General features: G+C 48.8%; 30 protein-coding genes, 1 tRNA gene and 2 pseudogenes. 8 read left to right on the top strand and 25 right to left on the bottom strand.

Annotated elements, in window-relative coordinates:
• Position 1: 1 nt before the first annotated feature.
• The 20 genes from K6K13_RS03040 to K6K13_RS02945 all read right to left on the bottom strand — a co-directional run bounded on the left by K6K13_RS03040 (position 2) and on the right by K6K13_RS02945 (position 12,244).
• Positions 2-226 (bottom strand): hypothetical protein, encoded by a 225-nt coding sequence (locus K6K13_RS03040; RefSeq protein WP_222159492.1) that lies wholly within the window; start codon positions 224-226, stop codon positions 2-4.
• Positions 226-1,824 (bottom strand): terminase, encoded by a 1,599-nt coding sequence (locus K6K13_RS03035; protein ID WP_222159491.1) that lies wholly within the window; start codon positions 1,822-1,824, stop codon positions 226-228. Before K6K13_RS03035 ends, K6K13_RS03040 begins: the two co-directional genes overlap by 1 nt.
• Positions 1,825-1,863: 39 nt before the next feature.
• Positions 1,864-2,511 (bottom strand): hypothetical protein, encoded by a 648-nt coding sequence (locus tag K6K13_RS03030; protein WP_252120402.1) that lies wholly within the window; start codon positions 2,509-2,511, stop codon positions 1,864-1,866.
• A gap of 257 nt (positions 2,512-2,768) precedes the next feature.
• Positions 2,769-3,356: a Rha family transcriptional regulator gene (locus K6K13_RS03025; RefSeq protein ID WP_222160945.1), complete on the bottom strand. Its 588-nt coding sequence runs from the start codon at positions 3,354-3,356 to the stop codon at positions 2,769-2,771.
• 213 nt (positions 3,357-3,569) lie between these two features.
• The gene (locus tag K6K13_RS03020; protein ID WP_222159490.1) at positions 3,570-4,259 is read right to left on the bottom strand and encodes a Rha family transcriptional regulator; all 690 of its coding nucleotides are present in this window, start codon (positions 4,257-4,259) and stop codon (positions 3,570-3,572) included.
• Positions 4,260-4,474: 215 nt separating this feature from the next.
• On the bottom strand, positions 4,475-5,008 hold the full coding sequence (locus tag K6K13_RS03015; protein ID WP_252120401.1) for a hypothetical protein: 534 nt from the start codon (positions 5,006-5,008) through the stop codon (positions 4,475-4,477).
• A complete protein-coding gene (locus tag K6K13_RS03010; RefSeq protein ID WP_222159489.1) occupies positions 5,005-5,532 on the bottom strand; it encodes a lysozyme in 528 nt (175 codons plus the stop codon). Before K6K13_RS03010 ends, K6K13_RS03015 begins: the two co-directional genes overlap by 4 nt.
• A complete protein-coding gene (locus K6K13_RS03005; protein ID WP_222159488.1) occupies positions 5,532-5,786 on the bottom strand; it encodes an HP1 family phage holin in 255 nt (84 codons plus the stop codon). The genes K6K13_RS03010 and K6K13_RS03005 overlap by 1 nt, the downstream gene beginning before the upstream one ends.
• Positions 5,787-5,967: 181 nt before the next feature.
• Positions 5,968-6,714, bottom strand: coding sequence for a BRO-N domain-containing protein (locus tag K6K13_RS03000; protein ID WP_222159487.1), 747 nt, complete (start codon positions 6,712-6,714; stop codon positions 5,968-5,970).
• Positions 6,715-6,980: 266 nt separating this feature from the next.
• A complete protein-coding gene (locus K6K13_RS02995; RefSeq protein ID WP_222159486.1) occupies positions 6,981-7,370 on the bottom strand; it encodes an antiterminator Q family protein in 390 nt (129 codons plus the stop codon).
• Entirely contained in the window at positions 7,367-7,525 is a 159-nt protein-coding gene (locus K6K13_RS02990) for a helix-turn-helix domain-containing protein (RefSeq protein WP_222159485.1), read from the bottom strand. Before K6K13_RS02990 ends, K6K13_RS02995 begins: the two co-directional genes overlap by 4 nt.
• Positions 7,522-7,983: a hypothetical protein gene (locus K6K13_RS02985; RefSeq protein WP_222159484.1), complete on the bottom strand. Its 462-nt coding sequence runs from the start codon at positions 7,981-7,983 to the stop codon at positions 7,522-7,524. Before K6K13_RS02985 ends, K6K13_RS02990 begins: the two co-directional genes overlap by 4 nt.
• Positions 7,984-7,985: 2 nt before the next feature.
• Positions 7,986-8,186: a hypothetical protein gene (locus tag K6K13_RS02980; RefSeq protein WP_222159483.1), complete on the bottom strand. Its 201-nt coding sequence runs from the start codon at positions 8,184-8,186 to the stop codon at positions 7,986-7,988.
• A complete protein-coding gene (locus K6K13_RS02975; protein WP_222159482.1) occupies positions 8,183-8,530 on the bottom strand; it encodes a hypothetical protein in 348 nt (115 codons plus the stop codon). Before K6K13_RS02975 ends, K6K13_RS02980 begins: the two co-directional genes overlap by 4 nt.
• Positions 8,530-8,982 (bottom strand): YbcN family protein, encoded by a 453-nt coding sequence (locus tag K6K13_RS02970; RefSeq protein ID WP_222159481.1) that lies wholly within the window; start codon positions 8,980-8,982, stop codon positions 8,530-8,532. The genes K6K13_RS02975 and K6K13_RS02970 overlap by 1 nt, the downstream gene beginning before the upstream one ends.
• Before the next feature lie 201 nt (positions 8,983-9,183).
• Positions 9,184-10,590: a DnaB-like helicase C-terminal domain-containing protein gene (locus tag K6K13_RS02965; protein ID WP_222159480.1), complete on the bottom strand. Its 1,407-nt coding sequence runs from the start codon at positions 10,588-10,590 to the stop codon at positions 9,184-9,186.
• Positions 10,587-11,372 carry a helix-turn-helix domain-containing protein gene (locus K6K13_RS02960; protein ID WP_222159479.1) on the bottom strand — a complete coding sequence of 262 codons (786 nt, stop codon included), beginning with the start codon at positions 11,370-11,372 and terminating at the stop codon, positions 10,587-10,589. The genes K6K13_RS02965 and K6K13_RS02960 overlap by 4 nt, the downstream gene beginning before the upstream one ends.
• Positions 11,369-11,533, bottom strand: coding sequence for a hypothetical protein (locus K6K13_RS02955; RefSeq protein ID WP_222159478.1), 165 nt, complete (start codon positions 11,531-11,533; stop codon positions 11,369-11,371). The genes K6K13_RS02960 and K6K13_RS02955 overlap by 4 nt, the downstream gene beginning before the upstream one ends.
• A 33-nt stretch (positions 11,534-11,566) precedes the next feature.
• Complete coding sequence (locus tag K6K13_RS02950; protein ID WP_222159477.1) at positions 11,567-11,845, bottom strand: CII family transcriptional regulator; 279 nt, start codon at positions 11,843-11,845, stop codon at positions 11,567-11,569.
• Between the two features lie 210 nt (positions 11,846-12,055).
• Positions 12,056-12,244 (bottom strand): Cro/CI family transcriptional regulator, encoded by a 189-nt coding sequence (locus K6K13_RS02945; RefSeq protein ID WP_222159476.1) that lies wholly within the window; start codon positions 12,242-12,244, stop codon positions 12,056-12,058.
• Between the two features lie 104 nt (positions 12,245-12,348).
• On the opposite strand from K6K13_RS02945, the gene K6K13_RS02940 reads away from it, so the two are divergent.
• From K6K13_RS02940 to K6K13_RS02930, 3 genes are all read left to right on the top strand, one after another.
• Complete coding sequence (locus K6K13_RS02940; RefSeq protein ID WP_222159475.1) at positions 12,349-13,080, top strand: LexA family protein; 732 nt, start codon at positions 12,349-12,351, stop codon at positions 13,078-13,080.
• A 595-nt stretch (positions 13,081-13,675) separates the two neighbouring features.
• Positions 13,676-14,047 (top strand): antitermination protein, encoded by a 372-nt coding sequence (locus K6K13_RS02935; RefSeq protein WP_222159474.1) that lies wholly within the window; start codon positions 13,676-13,678, stop codon positions 14,045-14,047.
• A gap of 37 nt (positions 14,048-14,084) precedes the next feature.
• The gene (locus K6K13_RS02930) at positions 14,085-14,366 is read left to right on the top strand and encodes a hypothetical protein (protein WP_222159473.1); all 282 of its coding nucleotides are present in this window, start codon (positions 14,085-14,087) and stop codon (positions 14,364-14,366) included.
• Here K6K13_RS02930 and K6K13_RS02925 read toward each other — a convergent pair.
• Positions 14,346-14,874 (bottom strand): annotated as a pseudogene (locus tag K6K13_RS02925) (super-infection exclusion protein B). The gene K6K13_RS02930 and the pseudogene K6K13_RS02925 overlap by 21 nt on opposite strands.
• Positions 14,875-15,260: 386 nt before the next feature.
• Between K6K13_RS02925 and K6K13_RS02920 the strand changes: the two are divergent.
• The 4 genes from K6K13_RS02920 to K6K13_RS02905 are packed head-to-tail and all read left to right on the top strand — an operon-like array spanning position 15,261 to position 17,088.
• Entirely contained in the window at positions 15,261-15,443 is a 183-nt protein-coding gene (locus K6K13_RS02920) for a hypothetical protein (RefSeq protein WP_222159472.1), read from the top strand.
• A complete protein-coding gene (locus K6K13_RS02915) occupies positions 15,436-15,744 on the top strand; it encodes a hypothetical protein (RefSeq protein WP_222159471.1) in 309 nt (102 codons plus the stop codon). The genes K6K13_RS02920 and K6K13_RS02915 overlap by 8 nt, the downstream gene beginning before the upstream one ends.
• Positions 15,741-16,481 carry a phage recombination protein Bet gene (gene bet / locus K6K13_RS02910; RefSeq protein ID WP_222159470.1) on the top strand — a complete coding sequence of 247 codons (741 nt, stop codon included), beginning with the start codon at positions 15,741-15,743 and terminating at the stop codon, positions 16,479-16,481. The genes K6K13_RS02915 and bet overlap by 4 nt, the downstream gene beginning before the upstream one ends.
• Positions 16,465-17,088: a lambda exonuclease family protein gene (locus K6K13_RS02905; protein ID WP_222159469.1), complete on the top strand. Its 624-nt coding sequence runs from the start codon at positions 16,465-16,467 to the stop codon at positions 17,086-17,088. The genes bet and K6K13_RS02905 overlap by 17 nt, the downstream gene beginning before the upstream one ends.
• Positions 17,089-17,157: 69 nt before the next feature.
• Here the strand turns inward: K6K13_RS02905 and K6K13_RS02900 are convergent.
• The 3 genes from K6K13_RS02900 to K6K13_RS02890 form a co-directional block, all read right to left on the bottom strand.
• Positions 17,158-17,235, bottom strand: a tRNA-Gly gene (locus tag K6K13_RS02900).
• A 15-nt stretch (positions 17,236-17,250) separates the two neighbouring features.
• Entirely contained in the window at positions 17,251-17,712 is a 462-nt protein-coding gene (locus K6K13_RS02895; protein ID WP_222159468.1) for a CCDC90 family protein, read from the bottom strand.
• Between the two features lie 95 nt (positions 17,713-17,807).
• Positions 17,808-18,008 (bottom strand): hypothetical protein, encoded by a 201-nt coding sequence (locus tag K6K13_RS02890; protein ID WP_222159402.1) that lies wholly within the window; start codon positions 18,006-18,008, stop codon positions 17,808-17,810.
• 344 nt (positions 18,009-18,352) lie between these two features.
• On the opposite strand from K6K13_RS02890, the gene K6K13_RS02885 reads away from it, so the two are divergent.
• Positions 18,353-19,519 (top strand): pectate lyase family protein, encoded by a 1,167-nt coding sequence (locus K6K13_RS02885; protein WP_222159401.1) that lies wholly within the window; start codon positions 18,353-18,355, stop codon positions 19,517-19,519.
• On the opposite strand, the pseudogene K6K13_RS02880 reads toward K6K13_RS02885, so the two are convergent.
• Positions 19,512-19,757: pseudogene (locus K6K13_RS02880) on the bottom strand (integrase core domain-containing protein); the annotation flags it as partial. The gene K6K13_RS02885 and the pseudogene K6K13_RS02880 sit on opposite strands and share 8 nt — an antisense overlap.
• Between the last annotated feature and the right edge of the window lie 13 nt (positions 19,758-19,770).

Raw genomic sequence — 19,770 nt, 5'->3', positions numbered from 1 at the left:
GTTAACCACCCAATCGATTACTGCCACCCGTTAAAATAGTGCTACTACGTCCGCTTCGCTGTTGCTGTGCGATCACGCTCTTACGCCTTGCCGCTTTAACTGCATCCATATCCTCTGTCGGCATTTCCTTTTCTGGCTCAGTGGCCACCGTTACATTCGGAGAACTATTACCCGTCCCGAGAATTGACCCGACAATATTTCCAACTGCCTTAGCCGCTCCACTCATTATCGTTTCCTCTTCATTTTTGAATGCCCAAGATTGACCGTGGGCGCAGCATTGCTGGAGCGGACTCTATAGCCTCCCCTTACGTTGAATTGCTTCTCGCCGTCGAACCAAGACATGACCACCGAGTCACCGTCATCGGGTGATCTGCCGAGACGCGCTTTTAGTTTTTCTTTCGGTTCAAGATGAATGACGCCGCCATCATGCGCTCGCTTAACCACGTAGGTTGGCGCTGTCAGGTCGGAAAGGAGCGCCTGGTCGTTGGGGAGTGCGATTTGAGAGCCACCTGGCTGGTCTGGATTGAGTGCCTCACGAAACGACCAATAAGCCTCCGTTCTAATGTTGTAGAATTTGAGCTTTTTATCCTGCGTCCGCCTAACCGATGGTTTGATCCCCATGAAAGAGACGGCATCAACGCCGTTCTCTCTCAAATGCGCGTAGGCGTCGCCGCCCCACCCGCCACCGATATCAATAATGACCTTTGCACCGTCGCGCCTTTTTGATATGACAATCCCGGCGACATCAGTACCACCAGGCGTGTCTTTGCCTGGGACCTTGATTAAAATCGCAAACCATGAGCCATGTCGTGGAGACAGGACGGTATTATCAGAACCGCCTTGAGCCACATCTACGCCGATGGCGCACATAGGTACGTTTATAGGCGGTTGCGGGGTCCAGCGCTGCATTGCAGCCTGTACCCATGCTGTCGGTATACATTGATACGGGTCGTCTTCTAATGATGCCTGGAAGCGACCGTCTCGGTATGCATCACGCAACGCTTTGGGAAGAAGATTAAGCGTTCTGGAGTATTCTCCATCAGCAAATAGATCGGGATTGTCACTAAGCCTAGCCGGTATGAAGGTGCGTGATTTAGCCTCAATGGGTGAACCCTCTGGTGCATAACCGTGCGGACCTCTACCATTTACTTCAACCTCTTCACCCTGCTCGTTACGAATGTACCAGCGTAATTCCCCAGGGTTAGCTGGGTTTGGATGGTTAGGATCAAGCCATGCACCCCACCGGCGAATCACCCATAGGCCAGTAGCACTCGTAGGTGGGTTCCCGGTTGCTACAACACGACAGCGTTGCCCTTTTGTAGCAGAACGATTCCAGATAGTAATAAATTCGAACTGCGTTTCGCTAAAGTCCGTCACTTCGTCAAAGCAAATCAGGTCGTGGGGGTCGCCTTTATAGCGCTGCTTATCCACTTCCATTTCGCAGCCGCCGTACTGGATTAGCTTCTTTCCATAACGCCAAACCAGATCAGAACCGTTCCACCCATCACGAGAGCCATCAAACAAACGCCCAATTAACTCAGCCTCTGCGAGCTTCTTTGCATCCTCTCGAATGCGTCGCAGTATCAGCGAGCGCTCATGATTCATGACTGCTAAGCCATTAATTAGCGCTGACTTGCCGCCACCCGCCTGACCGCCATAGAACAGTTCATCGGCTTCACAGTAATATGCTTCTGTTTGTGGGCCTGGATTTGGCACCCATAACATTTCACCCGTGGCCTTCATCACCTCTTTTTCAACCTCTGCCAACTGTGCAGGGTTAAGCCCTGAAAGGCGATCCAGTACGTCATCAAAGGAAATTGTCATGGAGAATGCCTGATTTGTCCTTGATTAATCGCAGCGACGCTATGTGCCAGAACTTTCTTTCATTGATTGGGTGAACACGAATGCAACCCGGCGAGCCAGGTCATTGATGTTTTTTTCTTTGCTGTCATCACCAGTGGTTGGTGCGACTTCGGTATCTAGCCCGTAAGCCTGCCGCTCCAGTCCAATAAGATTCCTCAGTGCTTCACTGAGAGCCTTAACGGCTTTCACTCGCTCCGGCATCCCTATTATCGCACGGTAAATCTCGTTCAGCTTGTCGCGCCCGTTATCGTCTGGCTCAATCAGCAAATCACCGAGTTTGTGCAACGCTTCAACATCTGCACACTGAGCACCCAGTTCATCAAACAGAGCGTTGGTTATTTCCCGTGCACGCTTGATATCTCCGCGCTGAGCCATGCGCACCGTCGCGATAACCTCAGCAGTGGCCTCTACAAGTACGCGCTCGGTGAAAGTAACTTCACTCCGTACCTGTTTGCGTACCTCCGCTTTGCGTACCAAATCGTCGGCACGCTCTCTCACCTTTGCTGCGAGGTCACGCGACCAATCATCGCGCTTTGCCCGCTTACGTATGGCACCTTCACTAATACTATGCTGTGATGCGATTTCCCGGAGTGACAGCAAACCAGCGCGGTAAGCCGATTCGATGGCCTCCCAGTCCGGTTTTGCCATGGTTATTTCCTTTCTTGACGTTGCGCTTCTATTTGCCGAATGCTCTCGATTTCGTCATTTCTTTTTGGGCTGGTACTTCATCGCCCATGCCTTTGCTATGCGAAAGCAATCGTCAAATATCTTCCCCCTCCCTGATGCTGAGCTTGAACAGCGGTAGTGGTCTAGCGCTTTGTTTGCACACATCTGAGCTACGGAGATAGCAAACCCGTCACTGATGAGTTTCGACTTCACGTTAGCGTGGATGAAATCAGGATGGTTCATGCTGGCTCTCCATCAGGGAAATCGCCCAAATCGCACAACCTGAACTGGATAAGGTCTTTAACCAACTGCTCGGCTTTCTTAATGGCCTTCTTTTCTTTCTTACGCAGGGTGAACAAAGCACTTACTACCTGAGCATGCTCCTTAAAGGAAAACTTTTCAGCGGCTGCAACACGATTTTGCATCTCGCTGATTGCCATCTCTGCCAATCCGGTGAAATCAAGTAGGTTAATATCCTTGCCACCTTCGAGAGCGGTCATGTGATCGAATACCTGCGCCTGAAGTTCGTAGCTGTAGCTCATTGCCATCAAACAGGCTTCACGCTTAAAGAAGCGGTAGCAGGGATATGTGCGACCTTTTTCGTCTGTGTAATCTGCTAAAAATTTAGCAGATTGATTTTCGCCCAATACTTTGGGCGTTTTCGCCATGAAATTATTGTGTTGAAGACGACGATACTTCTTGCATGGGAACTTCAACCCCTCGGCTTCTGCTTTCGCTTTGCGTTCGGCGTTAATGTAATCGACCATTTCAAGACTGCTCATGGTCGGGGCTTCATGGCTGGATAAAACAACTAATGATGTAGTCATAGCGGTAGCTACCTTATAGAAACGGGCCTTGTTGCCCAGAAACGCTTGCGCATAGAGACGGCTACCGGCCTGAACCAGCATTTCTCCAAGGCTTGTTTCTGTAAGACTCTATGCTTTGATTACGCCGGGCATGGCGTGTGGGAATATTGCAGGACACAAAAAAAGGGCCAGGATTAACCGAGCCTCAACGTTTCTCTTTCGCTTTTTGTCATACTAAGCTGCCAGTCGGTGTTGTTCTTCAATCAGTGGCTGGCGATGGTTTTTGGTGAATATTCCCATCAGCGTGCCCTTGCGTTGTTCAACGTCCCAGCCCATGCCAATGAATACCGTATTGGCGCGTTGCAGTTCGGTAATGCAGTGGATTTGCTCTGGCGTCAGATAGTCACGGATGGATTCTTTCTTACCTATTTCATGGTGGACGCGAAATTTTGCGGATGTCATACCCAGTGCAATACGGTTTATTAAATCTGCCTCATTGCTGAAGTGATGTGGCGCAATGGTTTTCCCCTGAGCCTCACGCTCATGCTTGATAGCGTCAGTCATTGGGCGGTACTCAAGCTGGGCGGTATTGCGATCTATTTTTTTGCCCGCTAATGCCTTGCGCATACGAAAGAATTCAGCAACTAGACGCTTTTTAAAAGCACGCACAACATCATTGTTGCGCATATAGGTAATTAAGAGTGTAGTTTGCTGCTCGTTGAGAAATGCAACACGAAGAGGCTTGCCACCACCTTGACTTCTTTCAACCATACGGATTTCAAATCCGAGTGGCCCGAACTCTTCCAGATCGGCTTTATTACGGTCAACAAGCTTGATGATGGTGTCATGATCTTTCTTAACACCTTCAGCAATCTCCATAGTATTCGCTACGAGATCAAGTTTCTTTATTTCCACTAATTGCATCACTATTTCCTTTTGGTGATAGAGCCTGCCTCGTAGACAGGAGTGGCCCAAGAGGGGTTAGCGATGAAACCGCCACTCTGTCTCAGGCTCATATCCCGAAAGACTCTTGGTTTTGTGCGCACGAGGATGCGCAGGCGAAAAGAAAGCCCCGGACGGTGCCGAGGCTCATTGTTTGGTTTCGCAGACGTTCCACTTCTTCACAGCGTTGCGCCGTGTCAGTGGTTGCGTGACCCTTCAATTTCCCTGATACCTGACAGTTGGCTATTCGCCTGGTCAATCACCGTCAGCAGCGGATCAATCCAGTAAACGGCCTGCGCGTATGTCAATCGGCAGGCGGTGGTAATGGCGCTAACACTGGCTGCGTCAGACTTGCCGGTAGCGGTGTGCATTGCGCTGGCACGTAGACTGTTCGTGTAGTCGAGCAACCGGCTAGCAACATCATCAGGAACGCACCGGCGGCTAGCCGGTTCACACTTGATGATGGTGCGGTAAACACGCTGCTTTTCATCGGATTGGGCCCTAATGTTGATGCCGTACTGATTGGCCTGGCGCGCTATTTCATTGAAGCGTTGAAACTGGAACGCCTGACCCGCAATGACAGCCTGCTGACCAGCGCTGATCTCGTCAGAGGCTTTCTGGCCGCGTTCTGCTACATCAGCACTCCAGCGTAGCCCTTGCACGTACCCACCGAGTGCTATTCCGGCCAACAGGGCCAGTCCGGTAATTTGCCAACCGCGAAGGATTTTCATACTCCCAGCCCCCAACACGAAAGCGCTGATTCCTGATCACGCCGCGCTATCTGCCCGTAGCAGTTGTTTGAGCGGATACGACAATCTTTGCCCCCGTCCCAAATCCAGCGCTTAATCTCTTTACAGGCACCCATCAGATCGCCTGCATTCAATTTGCGGTAGAACGTTGAGGTGAAGCAGTTACCGGGGCCGATGCTCCACGGACAAAACGAGGCAATACCGACTTTTTGCACCTCAGTGAGCGGCACGTTAACGTTACGATCCACCCAATCGAGCGCTTTTTGCTGCTCTATGGCGTCAATCTTTGCGCACTGTTCAGTGGTCAGCTTCATGCCCTTCACGACTGGCTTGCCATCTACCCGTGTCACGCCACCGCAAATCGTCCAGATACCGCCGCCATCAGGGTAGGCATTCATACGGACAGACTCTTTTTCAGTCTGGAATTGCGCCATCATGACAGGTGCTAATGCGCCAGCAGCAATAAGCGCCAGCATTGCCGCACTGAGTTTGCTTGCTTTCGACATCACGCACCGCCTTTTTCCCTTAACTGGTATTCCTTCCTGCGGTAGTACCAGTTGATAGCAAAGGTGCCGATAGTGCAGACCATACCGACGATGATCGCCCAATCACCGAGCGTTAACCCGGCCATTTTGTTTGCAAGCAACCATACGCTTTCTTTTGTTGCCTGAGCGTAGGCTCGGGCAGATGCGCCCAGCCCTATTAGCCCCGTTCCGCTTCCGTATGAAAGCCTGCTGTAGAGAGTGCTCATTCGTGTCATAGCCTCATCCGCTAAGTGGGCGCTGTGTGTTACTGAAAAGGGGAAATAAAAAAGCCGAGCAATTAGCTCAGCCTTGAATGTGAAAAGCCCCAGCGTTTAGGCTAGGGCTTGAGTTCGATAAGTATCATGACGCAGTAGTCACTCTTACCATGATATTGCGTTTTTTACGTACGTAAACACCTTATTGGCGATAAAGTAAATTTTTTACGCCGGACTCGCATAACTTATCCAGAGCGAGCATTCCGTCACGTTCATTATCCTGAAATTCCAGCATTTGGCCTTTCATCTTTTCGATCATCAACTCCATGTCGCCACGCCGCCTGACTACCGAGCGGATAACCTCTTTCTCGAAGTCGTAGACTACCGAGTTGAATCTTGAGGTAACTTTCAACAGTCTGCGACATTCTTCACCGAGGGCTGGCAAATCATTTACTGAGAAGGGCTCCGGTGATGGTCTACCGGTTACAGAACGCAGGCAATGCCATACACCAGCATTCCACGCCCTCTCGAACTTCATGCCATTGGTCATTAGCCAGACAAGGCGAGTAAGGTTGCTCATATCGTTAGGTGACAACGGTTCTACTGCTGAGTTTCTCTCGTAGCTGCCCGTCTTACGGATTGTTGGCAAGACTTCATTAAATACCCAATCCTGAAATTGCTTCGCTTCTGGCTTGTTGCTGCGGAAGATGACGCGGTAGAGGTTCGGTTCGTTGACAAAAGTCAGGTGCTGCTTGCCGCCTTCTGTAGGGATTACATTTTTTGTAACCCCCTCCATATCCATTTGAAAACGGGATGGGCTTGCTACTGTAACAGCAAGAATATCGCATACATCTTTCAGACAGAACCACGGCTCACCTTCAATAAGTTGAATGCGAACATCGTGGGTTTCATGAAATGAAAACGCTACTGGGGTAGTTGCTTTTGTCATGATAGATACCTCTGGTTAGGTGTACTATCACCACTACCGAGACCAATCGATAGGTGGTGAACTGTGCGGAATTGGTCTTCCCGGCCTAACCGTCCGGTGAGCTTTGTGGCTCTTCCACACAGCCCACCATAATCTGAGTATTGCTGTGCTTTACGCATAAAAAAACCGCTAACGCGGCTTATGAGTCGATTAGGTATCTGGGAGACCAATCCCAACAGTCGATTTTGCGACTGCAAGGTAAATATAGCCCCGGATACTCTTCATCGTCAAGCTACGGCCTCACGGCTGACGTATTTGTCCATTTCCAGTCGGATATCCAGCGCCATGAGATAGCCGTCAATGATGCCCTCAGCGTTTTGTAGCTTCTTGCCTATGTGCCCATCAGAGCAATGGTGCTCATGAGCCAATTGCATAAATGTTTTGCCAAACACGTAATAATCAAACAACAGGTTATGGGGCACTGGATGTTTACTACGTAACCCAGCCATAACGTTAGAAATAATGAGTCCATCATCATCACAGCACTGAATGCGACTACGAACCCTTGACGGAATAAGCCCGGAAAAACCCGCAGCAACAGGAGGCCAGCAAACATCCTCTCGGTTATCTGCCACCCATGCGCCCCAGCGCTCCATAACCTGCTGTATATCTCTCATTTCACCGCCCCCCAGTTTTTGCCGTTCCTGATGCTGTAGATATGCTGCTTGCTGGTCTCGAATTTCCTCGCCACCTCAGCCACCGGCATGCCGGAGTACAGTAGCGCCCGGATAAGCGGAATATCTTCCGCCGTCAGTCGCACACGCTGTCTCATGCCGCTTCCCCCACGCGATAGGTAACGCCCTCCTGATACCAGGGTGGTAGCGTGAACTCGATTCGCCAGATATTTCCGCCGGCCCGTAATTCCCGCAGGCGCTTGAGCTCAGTTTTCATGTGCTGATAAATCTCATCCATCTGCCACGACTTTAGCCGCACCGGCACTGCTGCCAGATGCGCCACGCGGTCAATAACCCTCTCCCCATAAGTGATACTGGCGTGCATCGTGAACTCATACGGATCTTCACCCAATTTACGGTGGCAGCCGGCGCAATGAGCAAAAGCATTGAAGGGATGGTATCGGGTTGCCTTGTGTCGACGGGACTTGAAGTGGGAGCAATGAAGATGGCCGTGGTCGTGATGAAAATAGTTACCGCAATAATCGCACTGCCAGTTGGTTCTCTCGCGCACAAGCTCAGAAAATACCGCGTCATGCTTATCGCGTTTTAGCGCCATATTTACCTCCACATCCTGTTAACCATTGAGCGTGGCGTTGGTTTGAGGTAGTGCTGTTCATAAAGGGTGACAACGACATCCCAGTATTTCGGGTCGCTGCTCAGTGACCTGACAGCGCGATAGCCGTTGTCTTTGTAGTGCCTGACGAGGAGCTCCGCCTCTTCACTAGTTAACCCATCGTACTTGAAAGGTATTTTCTTCATCCGACTCTCCCAAAATAATCCCCTGAATAACGCACCTCGCGCAGTAGTTGGTCAAATCTCCTCACCGCCTCAACTTGCTTGCTTTTGCGTGCACGAGGCTGCTTATCCTTTGCACCTAGCGGCCTGCCAGTGGCTATCTCCCCATTAAGTAGCTCGGTCGGGGAATACAGGTAAGAGCCAGCGTTACCGGTTCTAGCAAGCTCGCCACGGTTCATCATGTTGTTCACGGCGAATGCGATATTGCCGCTGAGAAAGCCATGTTTTTGACAGTATTCGCGTATCTGGGTGTAAGTTGCTTTGTCGTGAGATTTGAAATACTCACGGATCCGTTTTCGTGTGCTCATTAGTTCTGCGCCTGTTTGAGTTTTTTATATTCGCAGTCGTTAGGTATCGTCAGGTTGCACCCGATTTCACGCGCCCACCCCTCTACCTGCGTGAGATAGAAATGCATGTCGCCCGTATCGAGGCCTGCCGTATGCCGTAGACGGTTTACCGTTGTTTTTGCACCCGTCACCACATCAACCATTTCTCTACCTGCATAACCCAGATACGTGTGTTTCATAGCGTCTTTAACCCATTCTGGAGACGCAAAAGGCTTGCCGCGCTTAATCAGATAGGCGCTGATTTCTGCGTACCACCTGTGGGAAAGGCTGTTCTGAGAGGTGCTGCGCTTGTCACGCCACGGTTTGATTATGAGGCGGTAACATTCGCCAGATTCGAGAAGGGGTTGTAGCTGTTGGCCTATGGCCTGAAAGTTGCTCTTGTGAAGACGGATGCCATCTTTCGATAGCTCCAATAATTACTCCTTGTCAGGTTCATTTTTGAACAGTTCAATAAACGTTTTCAGGTTTTTTCGTATTCGTTCATCACGCAGCAGGAAGCGTGTTTTATCCATCACCCACCTCTGAATTTACCCACCCAAACAAAAAGGGCCGCTATTGCCAGCAGCCCCACGATGAATTCTGTTAGATACGCTGTCATGCCTATTTCCCTCGCTTTAAAATCCCATGACTTCCTTCAGCGGCTTTCTGTTCGCCTGTTTACCGGCTCGCCGCTCAGCCTCTTGCTGGTCACAGGGGTAAATTTCTACATCGCGTTGGTCAACGTACACTGTCCCCGTTTTGCCATGCCGATTGAGGCGAAGAATGAGTTCAGTTAACGTTTCGTCGGCGTGGTCGTCGTAAACGCGCTCCTTGTAAATACCCAGCCAATAATCACAATCCTGCTCAATCTGACCACTTTCCCGGCTGTCACTGGGCATGGGGCGTTTGTTGGCACGCTCTTCCAGATTGCGGTTTAGCTGGGTCAGTAACACCACGACAGTATCCAGTTCTTTGGCAAGATTCTTCAGCGCCTTGGTGATATTGCCAAACGCCAGCGCATTGGTATCGGCTTTATCGGTCGTCATCAGCGTCAGGTAATCCACGCCAATCATGCCGATTTTCCCTTCGCTCCGTTTTAGTTTCCGGCACTCTGCCTGGATGTGCGCCAGCGTCATCCCCGGTTGATCGTCCAGCCAGATCCGAGGGTGATTGCGCATCCGTTCAACCGCCGCGTAAACCTTTTTCCAGTCTTCCTGATTTTTCGCTCCCTGATAGAACATGTCGGTGTTCACGTGTGCCTGCTGCCCTACCATGCGCTCGAAAATCTGTTCTTCTGACATTTCCAGACTGAATATGGCGACGGGGAGCTTCGCGACATCGCCCATATGCAGAGCCATCTCGGTCATCACCGTCGTTTTTCCCATCTTGGGCCGCGCACCTATCACGAACAGCGAGCCTTTAACGATAAATTTCGGGTACAGCAGTTTATCCAGGTCGGGTATCCCTGTTGACAGGCCACGATGGGCCTCAGGATCATTACAGCGCGCTTCAATCGCCAGTATCCACCGGTCGGCAACCTCGTCAATGCGCCGTAATCCCTGTCGGTTGCCGGTTTGAGCATAGTCGGTTGCTTCGGTTATCAACCGTTGGGCAACGTCCAGTTTTTCCGCTGCGCTCATCCCGTTCCGTTCGTAAAACAACGCCGTGATCTGGTTAGCCTGACGCAGTGCAAAACGTTCTGTAGCCTTGTCCCGCACGACATGGGCATATCCCACCACATTAGCGGCACTGGGCGTATTTTTTGCTATCTGGGCCAAGTAGGAAAATCCACCTACCAGATGGAGCAAACCACGGTTTTCTAATTCGTCGTTCACCGTGAGGCTGTCGATAGTCTTGCGGTGTATATTCATCTCCTTCAGCACGGAAAATATCGCCTGGCAATGACTGCTGTGGAACGATTCGGGTTTGAGAAAAGCCATCACGCTCTGAGCATTGTCGCTCTGCGCATCCAGTAGCAGGCTACCAATCACCCCTTCTTCCGCATCCAGACTGTACGGCACGGTCGGTATACTTTGGGTCATAACGCACCCTCGCGGGTTTTCAGCAGGGTATCGCTGCGTAGCAGGTAATCAAAATTGGCCTGCCACTGACGGGGATTTTCGCCAAAGTAAAACGGCTTGGCGGTCTCCATGAAGTACTGGAAATACTTTCCGGCGGCTTCTGGCGTGGGCTCTGCCAGCTCGCTCAACAGTCGCTTGATAGCCCGGCGGCGGGCATCGTTCAGGGTCGAGGCATTGGGCAGGCGATTTCCCGCGGCATCATTGTAAGCCTGAAGTACAGCCTGATAGTCAGGTGGCGCTGTTTTGGTTTTTTGGCTTTGCAGGGAAGACCCTTCATCGCCCCCGGTAGGGGGTAAGGGGGGTTTAGGTTCCATGACTGGTTCAAAAGAGTGACTGATTCTGGGTGCAGCAGATGCACCATCCCCTGGTGCAGCATTTGCACCATGTGGTGCAGGAGATTCACCATGGGGTGTAGCAGTTGCACCATCAGAGGATGCAGGACATGCACCACTCTTCAGTGATTCTTTTTCCCCTTTCTCTAACGTAAGGTGGTAAATGTTTGACTGATTAATACCGTTGCTTCCCTTGCGTTTTTCTATCCAGAGAAAGCCACTTTTTTGCAGAGACTGAACATGGCCTTGAACGGTGCGCTCTGCCATTTCACACTGTTGAGCAATATGGGGAATAGACGGCCATGCCTCCCCTTTGTAGTTGGCATTATCAGCCAGTTTAAGGAGAACCAGCTTGCGTAGCGGGTTGCCAACTTTGATACTCATGGCCTTAGCCATTAATAACATGCTCATTTGCTTTTCTCCTCGGACTCATGCTGAGCCAGGTAAAGTTGCTGTTGCAGGCGGAAGAATTCGGCGAATTTCTTCGCCGCATCCTCTGGCATCAATGTTTCGGGGTCAGGATGAGGACGACACGTGCCCTTTTGCTTGAAATTCCGGCTGTTTCGTGCCATAATTCCTCCTGAAATCAAATGGTTTGTTGTTTGTTACGCCGGAAAAGTGTTTGCCCACTGACCGGCTTTTTCTTTGGTCAAATACCCCGCCAGCCGTTTGGCTAACTCAGCCATTTCATCATCGGCAATGCCGTAGTTCAGCACGGCCAGCATCAGGCTGACCTGGCGAAACAGACCGTTCTTCCAGCGACTGACCTGGTACTCCGGTACGTTCATGGCGGTGGCAAAGGCTTTCTGTCCTATCAGGGCTAACTTGTTGAGTAGCGCCGACTCGATGTGAGCAGCTTTCTTGCTTTGTGTTGCAGGATTCATGTGTGATACTTTCCTTATAGAAATGAATAAGTAATCAAATGCGCATGTAAATACACGGCACCAGTGGTGTCATTGGGTGATCAACAGACGTGACGAAGCCGTGAGCCAGTCACATTGAGTGTGTTACTGTGGGATGTTGCGTTCGCCACGTTGTCGGTGGCTTCCGTAGGACGACTGTCCGTTGTGAAGAGCAGTGACTTACATAGATCTCTATTTTTTAAAACTAGGGAAAGGTTTTATTTCCTCTCCCTTCACAGACTCATCGGGCATAACTGTAACAAAAATATTACGTCCAGCCCGGATCGCTTTACTAATTGCACACTGAATCACGCCAAAGTCATAAGCAGTTTTCGCTTGTCCATGAATTTTGACGTAATCAACTAGTGTCATCTTGATCATGGCGAACCTCCGTTTTACTTATGGCTCTAGAATACATCAGGTATTCAAAACAATCAATACCTCTAATATTTTGATGGCAATACAATTGGTATTATCATGTACCCATGAAAAAGAAGACATTTTTGAAAAAACCTTTAACTCCCGAGCAGCAAGCTGATGCCGTAAGGTTGAAAGCTTTGTATGAATTAAAAAAGAGAGAGATGGGCTTTACACAATACACAATAGCTGACTCATTAGGCATCTCCCAAGGAGCTGTAGGGCATTATCTTAATGGTAGAAATCCGTTAAACGTGCCGATAGCCTCCGCGTTCGCATCACTACTGGGAGTGCAAATCAGTGATTTTAGCCCCTCGCTGGCACAGACTGTTTCACAATATGTCACTAGCAATTCAAGTACAGACGCTACATTTACAGCCCTAAAAGCGTATGAATACCCCTTATTCAGCACCATTCAAGCTGAATTTTTTACCAACGCAGAAAAATCATTCTTCTTATCTGATGCTAAGCAGTGGGTATCAACAACCCGCAAAGCAAGCGATAGCTCCTTTTGGTTAGAAGTTGAAGGTCACTCCATGACTTCACCTACAGGTTCTCGGCCAAGTTTTCCAGAAGGAATGCTAATACTCGTAGACCCTGAAGAATCTGTAACACCCGGCGATTTCTGTATAGCTAGCATGGATGGCATTGATTTTACCTTCAAGCGTTACATCAAAGATGGTGGGATCTCTTACTTAGAGCCTCTGAATCCGCACTTTCCCTTGCTAAAATGTCACGAAAGCTGCCAATTGATTGGAAGGGTGATACACGCGCAATGGCCGGAGAACACATTCTATTGAACTCATAGTGCTGACTTAACAGCAATTTTTAAAATATTCACTATCTCCCCCCCCCACCTATCCTCACTAACCAACTCAACTTGGATCTGTTCGATCTCTTCCTTTCACTAAGCATTCACGCTCTGCGCAAGATTTCTCGCATAAAGATTTTTATAGGCAGTTAACAAATGCTGATCATCTGATGCGAAAATATTTAAATTAAATAAAATCATAAGCATGAAGTATCAATACCAAATTTAATTACCCATTGTATTTACTTTTAAAATATCCAAGGTATTCTTAATGCATCAACCCACCAGCCAGACCGTGGACCAGCAACCCGCAACGGCAATACCCCGGCAGGCAAGACCTCGAGTTACCCGCCGATTGCCTGAGCGTAAGTAGCCAGCCCGAGGCACACGAACATGACGGCGGTTGGGGAAAATCTCAAATACATGCTCTTTCAAAACGAGCCTTGCGCTCTACGGAAGGCACCGACAAAGTGCCGAACCTTTGCCCAGATGTTTTTGGGGTGTGGTGGGCTGAATAAAAATTATAGCCAACACAAGGACTATACCCCTTCACCGCACCACCAAAACCATCTGTTGGAGGACTCATGGCTACTATCATTTACCGTAAATCCGTTAATCCTGTTAGCAAAACCAACGCCGCTATTCGCCGTCATGCCAGACGCAAGGCAGAAGCCATCCGTCGTGAACTGGTGACATTCCGTATCGATAAAGCTTTAGGTCAGAAGCCAGAAAAACGCAAAGCGCTTAACCGCATTGAATTGGCCTTCAAGCGCAAACGTACGCCACGAATTTATTTCGGCATACTGGCGAGGTTCAGGAAGCAAATTAACCATTTCGCCAAAATGTACGACAGGGTTAAGCGTCTTAGCAATCTAATCTGGTACAGCAAACCGAAAACGGAGTACGGCATTACCGCCAGAGCAAGCCAGACGTATACATTGCGGCTCGATAATTGAATGTAAGCCGAGCAGTATTTATAAAGCGAGGTGAAATATGAATGCCAAAGATGACCACAGCTATGCGTTAAGCGTGATTGCTACAAGGGAGCGTGAAATTCACGAATTAAGGTATGCAATCATGAACATACGCTATGTGCTACACATGGCTGGAGCCGAACTCCCGCTCAATGAAACCAGTACACTAGGTCTGAGTACCGCACTGGCAATAGTCGATGCTGCCACTCTCCACCTTATACCGCATGACGACATGCTTGTTGAGCCATACCCTGAACTCGATGCAAGAGAAAAGTGCGGCTCATTGCCCTTTGACCGATAATTTTTCAGCCCTTTCTTGTTCGATTAGCTCATCAATGATGATCATCTAACTTTCCAGCGAAACGGATGTAACACCGGTCATAAAATTCATCGGGTATTGAGAATTTGTCTTTGACCTTGCGATCACTACCTAATCTGGTTCCAGCATAATTAAGCAACCCCTTCACCACCAATCCTATCGCAGCCTCATCACCTTCATCCGTGAGCAGGATGTTATTGGCACTTACGGCACAGGAAAGATGATATTTTTCCTTGAGTGTTAATGACTCAAAAATATCGAAGATGGACTGTTCTTCACGCGCTTTTGCTTGGCGCTCACTTAATGCTCTGGATCGTGAGGATATCGCCTGATGCGCAGAATTTGCAGCGCCGTTAAGCACATAGCTAACACAGAACAGCAGTATGTAGTACATCCAATAGTCAAGAAGAATTTCAGGGTTGTGAAGGTTAATCCATTCTTTCGCACTGGTTGGCAGAGCCACTATCAAGACAATCAGTATGATAATCATATGAATCAACTAGTTAAGTGTCACTCCTTGCAGGAAAATACCCATTAATTCCTGCCACCATAAGTTGTTCATCGGTGCGACTCTCTTTGCTCTCTGTAGGGGTGATCAGAGTTTATCCGATTTCTCGCTGTAGGGGTACACGAGAACCCTCTCCGCCTGAGAGGGTCACCAAAGCAGGCACTTACATACATGTCGCTACCGATGTAAAACTGGCCCACTCAGGGTGAAAAAGGCCGTTCTTGCATTCAGCACACACAATTCCGCCTATCGTTAATACTCTCACTGCAAATACCAGCATTAGCCGCGAGCAGGCAATGCAAGTATTCATCGCTCTGAAATACAGCCTTATCCCGCACACTCGAATCTAATCAATCAGGAGTTACCCAATGGCATACATCAATGTCAGGGCTATCCCTATGGGTAGCTCAGGTTTCGACGCCATTAAAACAATCCAGTACCACAAGATAAACACCCTCAGCAGCGCATCGTTTGTGCCTAAAAGCTGGCTGCAACGGTTATTCGAGCAGCTTATTGCAACGGTTAATCAGAAGGGGAACCCCAATGCTTAATCCATCAAAGATACAGGCTATTCGCAAAATCATGGAAGAAATGCCGCCTGAAATAACCGAAGACTGTTACGCAGAGGCTGAGCAATTGGCGGAGAAGTCTATCGAAAGGTTTCGTGACTCGCTCAGAAGGCACTGGCCCGACGCTTACACCGAGCAAGCCTGTGAGTACATGGAAGATAGCGATGTTGATTATCAGGAAACAGAAAGCCACCGCATATTTGACGCTATTTTCTACCGAGTAAAGGTTGAGCGAGCTTTTTGGATTTATGACAGGCAGAACAGCACGGAGGATGCAGCATGAGCACAGCATTAACAACCATGGCTGGAAAACTGGCTGAACGCCTTGGCATGGCACCCGGCACCGAATTGATGAGCACGCTCAAGAATACGGCGTTCAAGGGGGCTAGCGTCACTGATGAGCAATTTACCGCCTTGCTTATCGTTGCCAACCAGTACGGGCTTAACCCGTGGACGAAAGAGATTTACGCATTCCCTGATAAGGGCGGTATTGTCCCGGTTGTTGGTGTCGATGGTTGGGCGCGGATCATTAACGAACATGCGCAATTCGATGGCATGGAATTCAGCTACGATAAGGATGAGGGCGCATCCACTTGCAGGATTTACCGCAAAGATCGCAAACACCCCACTGTAGTCACCGAATACATGGGCGAGTGTAAGCGCAATACCCAGCCGTGGCAATCACACCCCACCCGTATGCTACGCCACAAGTCACTGATCCAGTGTGCACGCATGGCATTTGGCTTCGCGGGCATTTACGACAGTGACGAGGCGGAGCGGATCATCGAAAGCAGCCCGGCAAGCGTTCTCGTCGGAAAGGAAACGGATGAGCGCCGCCCTGCACTCATTGCCCGGTGCGAAGAGGCGGCTCAGATGAGCATGGAAGTCTTCGCTGAAACATGGAAGAGCCTCTCGCAGGAAGAGCGCCAGATTATCGGCAATGCAGAGAAGGAGCGCATCAAGAACACCACCCCATTCGAAGCAGAATACAGAGAGGTGGAGCATGCAACAGCGCAGTGATGAATGGTTTTCCGCCCGTTGTGGCAACGTGACCGCCAGTCGCCTGTCTGACGTGATGGCGAAAACGAAATCTGGATACGCTACCAGCCGTCAAAACTACATGGCAGAGCTTATATGCCAGCGCCTAACCGGAAAGGTGGAAGCAAGTTACTCCAACGCCGCCATGCAGCGCGGCACTGAACTTGAACCGGTGGCGCGGGAGATGTACCTGCTTAACCAATTTGACGCAGAAGTGACGGAAGTGGGATTTATTCCCCATCCAGATATCGCAGGATTTGGTGCATCGCCTGACGGACTCGTAGGGTGCGATGGTCTGATTGAAATCAAGTGCCCCAATACATGGACGCATTTAGAGACCATCAAGACTGGTAAGCCAAAACAGCAGTACTTGCTCCAAATGCACGCCCAAATGATGTGTACGGGCCGAAAGTGGTGTGATCTTGTCAGCTATGACGACAGGCTACCGCCAGACCTTGCCTATTACCAGTTGAGAATTCATCAGGACGATAAATTGGTTGCTGAAATAGAGGAAGCGTTGACCCAGTTCCTGGCTGAACTTGAAAGAGAACTTGAGGCTATCAGGACCTTAGCCAAGATAGCAGCATGAGTGCATGCACGTCGTCGGGCGGCTATACAGGTGAGTTCAGTCTGACGCTGGAGCGGAGTTGCTGAAAGCTGGAGGGTCGAGCAGGAATCGAACCCGCATCTTACGGTTGGGGAACACGTACGCTCTTCCACACTAAGCTACCGACCCAATGGGCAGAATTGCTCAAAGGGCTGTGACGAGAAAAGCTTTCACAACCAGAGAGAGAATACCCAAAATTCCAGCACTCAGCATCCAGCGAATTAACTTCTGCTCGGAGCGAATACCCGCCATTTCAAGCTGTAAATCTTTGCGGACGATTTCCATATCCTTGCGCACGTTGCCAATCTCTGCGGACAGGTCCTTACGCACATCGGCTATCTCTGCGGACAGGTCCTTACGGACATCGGCTATCTGAGCGTCGGTCTTCTCGAAGCGATGAGCCATATCTTTACGGACATCGGCGACATTTCGGTTTACTTCGGCAATTTCGTGCTTGACTTCAACTATATCGGCCTTGGTGGCCACATCCGCCACCTCATGAGACTTGCGTACGACGAGCGAAATCGCCTTAGCTTGTTCTCTGGAGATACCAGCGGTTTCAAGTTCTTCTGACGCCTGCAATGTATCAAATGCAACCTGGCCCATGGGGAAATCCTCCTGTGTTAAGCCAAGTGTAAGCGATCTGACCGCCAATCTGCAAAATTTTACCCGTTAGTCCTCTGATAACTACATACGTTTAATTATGGAGAAATTGTTATGTCTAAATTAGTTGTCATTGAAAATGCCACGATGCGTTGCTGAGAAAGAAAATCAGGCCCTTTATCCCGCCGCGAAACGGGGCGCAATAGTGGCCGGACAAGTACCATTAACGTAACCATGCGGTGGCGAATCAGCGTCTGAGCGGCTTTGTTGAATAATAGTGAATAATGCTGTTTTTCCATGCAAGTTTTGGTTGAAAATGCTTGTCATATCAGGTATACAGTTTTATCATGAGGCCTAACTGCATGATTTTGCGTTGCGAGGATCTGTCGTTTCACCGGGGGTACAGCATAAAATATGTTTATTCAACAAAGCCATAAAATGCTTGTCACCTCAGTTGTACAGTTTTCTCATGAGGTCTAACTGCATGATTTTACGTTACGAGGATCCGTCGTTTCACTGGGCTGCCAGCATAAAATCTATTTATTCAACAAAGCCTATCCATTGGACTAGTTTGGAGCTTATAACAGAAAATCAATAAGCACCCAGGCACTGAAAAACGTTAAGTTAATAGGGTATATTTAAAATGTTTTTTTTGAATAAAAAATTGCTGATAAATCTCTCTTTATTACTAGCTTCATCAAACTTTTCAGCTTATGCTGATGATACTGGAGGTTATTCAAATACAGTTGGTGGTGACAGCGAACCTGCTGTTTTAGTAAAAACACTTAGCGAATTGGAGGATGCTGTATATAGCGGTAAACACCATATCGTTATCGATGGTGTAATTTATGGTGGAGCAGGTTTAACTACCATACTCTTTGCATCGACTGCTAATAATAACACAACCATTGAAGGAGCCCCTGGAGGCAAAGCAGCTCTCGAAAATATACAGCTGAAATTTGACGGTGAGCTATTACCATTAGGAACAAATATAGAAAACATTAAGATATCAAACCTTAATTTCTATGGTAGGATTTCTGATTTACAGGCAATGCCTAAACAGGTTGTGGGAGATAATGATAGTACTAAAACCGCAGGTATTAATTATGAAGGTATTTCTCTACGGCGTGTTAGCAATGCTCTGATTACTCACTGTAATATTTATGATATCAGTGATGATTTAATCAGCATTACAATGAGTTCAGACAATGTAACACTATCCTATAACCACTTCTATTTTAATGATGATTGGGTTAATATGCAGCCAAATCCTGTCTGGAATTGGGTGGGCAACGATAGCGATTTAGCAGGTGAAAGACTAGCGATGCTTGTTGGCTATAACCATGATGACTCTTGGCTAGTGACGAAACTACTGCACGTAACCATACACCATAATTGGATTGGTCCAAATATGCGAGGACGGCCACTTCTTCGCGGTTGGGTTCATGTGTATAGCAACTATTTCGATAATAGCAAAACTTATTCAGCAACTGACTACAATATAGGTACTGATGGTCATAAGTATCCTAAAAAACAGTACGATGCTTTACAGATAAACAGTGGGAGCATTGTCTACTCTGAATCAAACTACTTTCTTTCAACTAACAACACCAACAAGATATCTGAGGATAGTAGTGGTTATAGTTATCAGTTTTTTGAAAAGAATAATATATATAGTTCAATAACAGGACAATCAGCTACAGGTATAAACTTTAATGATTTACCTGTCAGTTATTCTTACACTGTAACTGATAGTGAAAGTGTACCTGAATATGTTATGGCAAATGCTGGGCCTGTAGTGGTCAACTAATACTGGCCACCGCATTAGACTGTATGTAGAACCGTCGCTCAGAGTCGTTTGGCGTTAAGCCGCCGTTATACCAGTGAGGCCGGATAGCGCTGTAATACCCCGTGATGTAGCGGATCATCGCGTCATGGGCTTCGCTGAAGCTGTTGTAACCCTTTGTCGGCACCCATTCTGTCTTCAGGAGGCGCAAGAGCCGCTCCATTGGCGCATTATCCCAGCAGTTACCCCGCCGCCTTAACGTATATGTAGCCGTG

Source organism: Symbiopectobacterium purcellii (assembly GCF_019797845.1).
Lineage (GTDB): Bacteria > Pseudomonadota > Gammaproteobacteria > Enterobacterales > Enterobacteriaceae > Symbiopectobacterium > Symbiopectobacterium purcellii.
The sequence above is the reverse complement of the archived record's forward strand: the minus strand, read 5'-3'. Positions and strand labels throughout refer to the sequence as shown.

Bases quoted from the DNA above. Each gene is read 5' to 3' on its own strand.
- K6K13_RS03040 (WP_222159492.1), bottom strand. From the start codon at position 226: ATGAGTGGAGCGGCTAAGGCAGTTGGAAATATTGTCGGGTCAATTCTC.
- K6K13_RS03035 (WP_222159491.1), bottom strand. From the start codon at position 1,824: ATGACAATTTCCTTTGATGACGTACTGGATCGCCTTTCAGGGCTTAAC.
- K6K13_RS03030 (WP_252120402.1), bottom strand. From the start codon at position 2,511: ATGGCAAAACCGGACTGGGAGGCCATCGAATCGGCTTACCGCGCTGGT.
- K6K13_RS03025 (WP_222160945.1), bottom strand. From the start codon at position 3,356: ATGACTACATCATTAGTTGTTTTATCCAGCCATGAAGCCCCGACCATG.
- K6K13_RS03020 (WP_222159490.1), bottom strand. From the start codon at position 4,259: ATGCAATTAGTGGAAATAAAGAAACTTGATCTCGTAGCGAATACTATG.
- K6K13_RS03015 (WP_252120401.1), bottom strand. From the start codon at position 5,008: ATGAAAATCCTTCGCGGTTGGCAAATTACCGGACTGGCCCTGTTGGCC.
- K6K13_RS03010 (WP_222159489.1), bottom strand. From the start codon at position 5,532: ATGTCGAAAGCAAGCAAACTCAGTGCGGCAATGCTGGCGCTTATTGCT.
- K6K13_RS03005 (WP_222159488.1), bottom strand. From the start codon at position 5,786: ATGACACGAATGAGCACTCTCTACAGCAGGCTTTCATACGGAAGCGGA.
- K6K13_RS03000 (WP_222159487.1), bottom strand. From the start codon at position 6,714: ATGACAAAAGCAACTACCCCAGTAGCGTTTTCATTTCATGAAACCCAC.
- K6K13_RS02995 (WP_222159486.1), bottom strand. From the start codon at position 7,370: ATGAGAGATATACAGCAGGTTATGGAGCGCTGGGGCGCATGGGTGGCA.
- K6K13_RS02990 (WP_222159485.1), bottom strand. From the start codon at position 7,525: ATGAGACAGCGTGTGCGACTGACGGCGGAAGATATTCCGCTTATCCGG.
- K6K13_RS02985 (WP_222159484.1), bottom strand. From the start codon at position 7,983: ATGGCGCTAAAACGCGATAAGCATGACGCGGTATTTTCTGAGCTTGTG.
- K6K13_RS02980 (WP_222159483.1), bottom strand. From the start codon at position 8,186: ATGAAGAAAATACCTTTCAAGTACGATGGGTTAACTAGTGAAGAGGCG.
- K6K13_RS02975 (WP_222159482.1), bottom strand. From the start codon at position 8,530: ATGAGCACACGAAAACGGATCCGTGAGTATTTCAAATCTCACGACAAA.
- K6K13_RS02965 (WP_222159480.1), bottom strand. From the start codon at position 10,590: ATGACCCAAAGTATACCGACCGTGCCGTACAGTCTGGATGCGGAAGAA.
- K6K13_RS02960 (WP_222159479.1), bottom strand. From the start codon at position 11,372: ATGAGCATGTTATTAATGGCTAAGGCCATGAGTATCAAAGTTGGCAAC.
- K6K13_RS02955 (WP_222159478.1), bottom strand. From the start codon at position 11,533: ATGGCACGAAACAGCCGGAATTTCAAGCAAAAGGGCACGTGTCGTCCT.
- K6K13_RS02950 (WP_222159477.1), bottom strand. From the start codon at position 11,845: ATGAATCCTGCAACACAAAGCAAGAAAGCTGCTCACATCGAGTCGGCG.
- K6K13_RS02945 (WP_222159476.1), bottom strand. From the start codon at position 12,244: ATGATCAAGATGACACTAGTTGATTACGTCAAAATTCATGGACAAGCG.
- K6K13_RS02940 (WP_222159475.1), top strand. From the start codon at position 12,349: ATGAAAAAGAAGACATTTTTGAAAAAACCTTTAACTCCCGAGCAGCAA.
- K6K13_RS02935 (WP_222159474.1), top strand. From the start codon at position 13,676: ATGGCTACTATCATTTACCGTAAATCCGTTAATCCTGTTAGCAAAACC.
- K6K13_RS02930 (WP_222159473.1), top strand. From the start codon at position 14,085: ATGAATGCCAAAGATGACCACAGCTATGCGTTAAGCGTGATTGCTACA.
- K6K13_RS02920 (WP_222159472.1), top strand. From the start codon at position 15,261: ATGGCATACATCAATGTCAGGGCTATCCCTATGGGTAGCTCAGGTTTC.
- K6K13_RS02915 (WP_222159471.1), top strand. From the start codon at position 15,436: ATGCTTAATCCATCAAAGATACAGGCTATTCGCAAAATCATGGAAGAA.
- bet (WP_222159470.1), top strand. From the start codon at position 15,741: ATGAGCACAGCATTAACAACCATGGCTGGAAAACTGGCTGAACGCCTT.
- K6K13_RS02905 (WP_222159469.1), top strand. From the start codon at position 16,465: ATGCAACAGCGCAGTGATGAATGGTTTTCCGCCCGTTGTGGCAACGTG.
- K6K13_RS02895 (WP_222159468.1), bottom strand. From the start codon at position 17,712: ATGGGCCAGGTTGCATTTGATACATTGCAGGCGTCAGAAGAACTTGAA.
- K6K13_RS02890 (WP_222159402.1), bottom strand. From the start codon at position 18,008: ATGGAAAAACAGCATTATTCACTATTATTCAACAAAGCCGCTCAGACG.
- K6K13_RS02885 (WP_222159401.1), top strand. From the start codon at position 18,353: ATGTTTTTTTTGAATAAAAAATTGCTGATAAATCTCTCTTTATTACTA.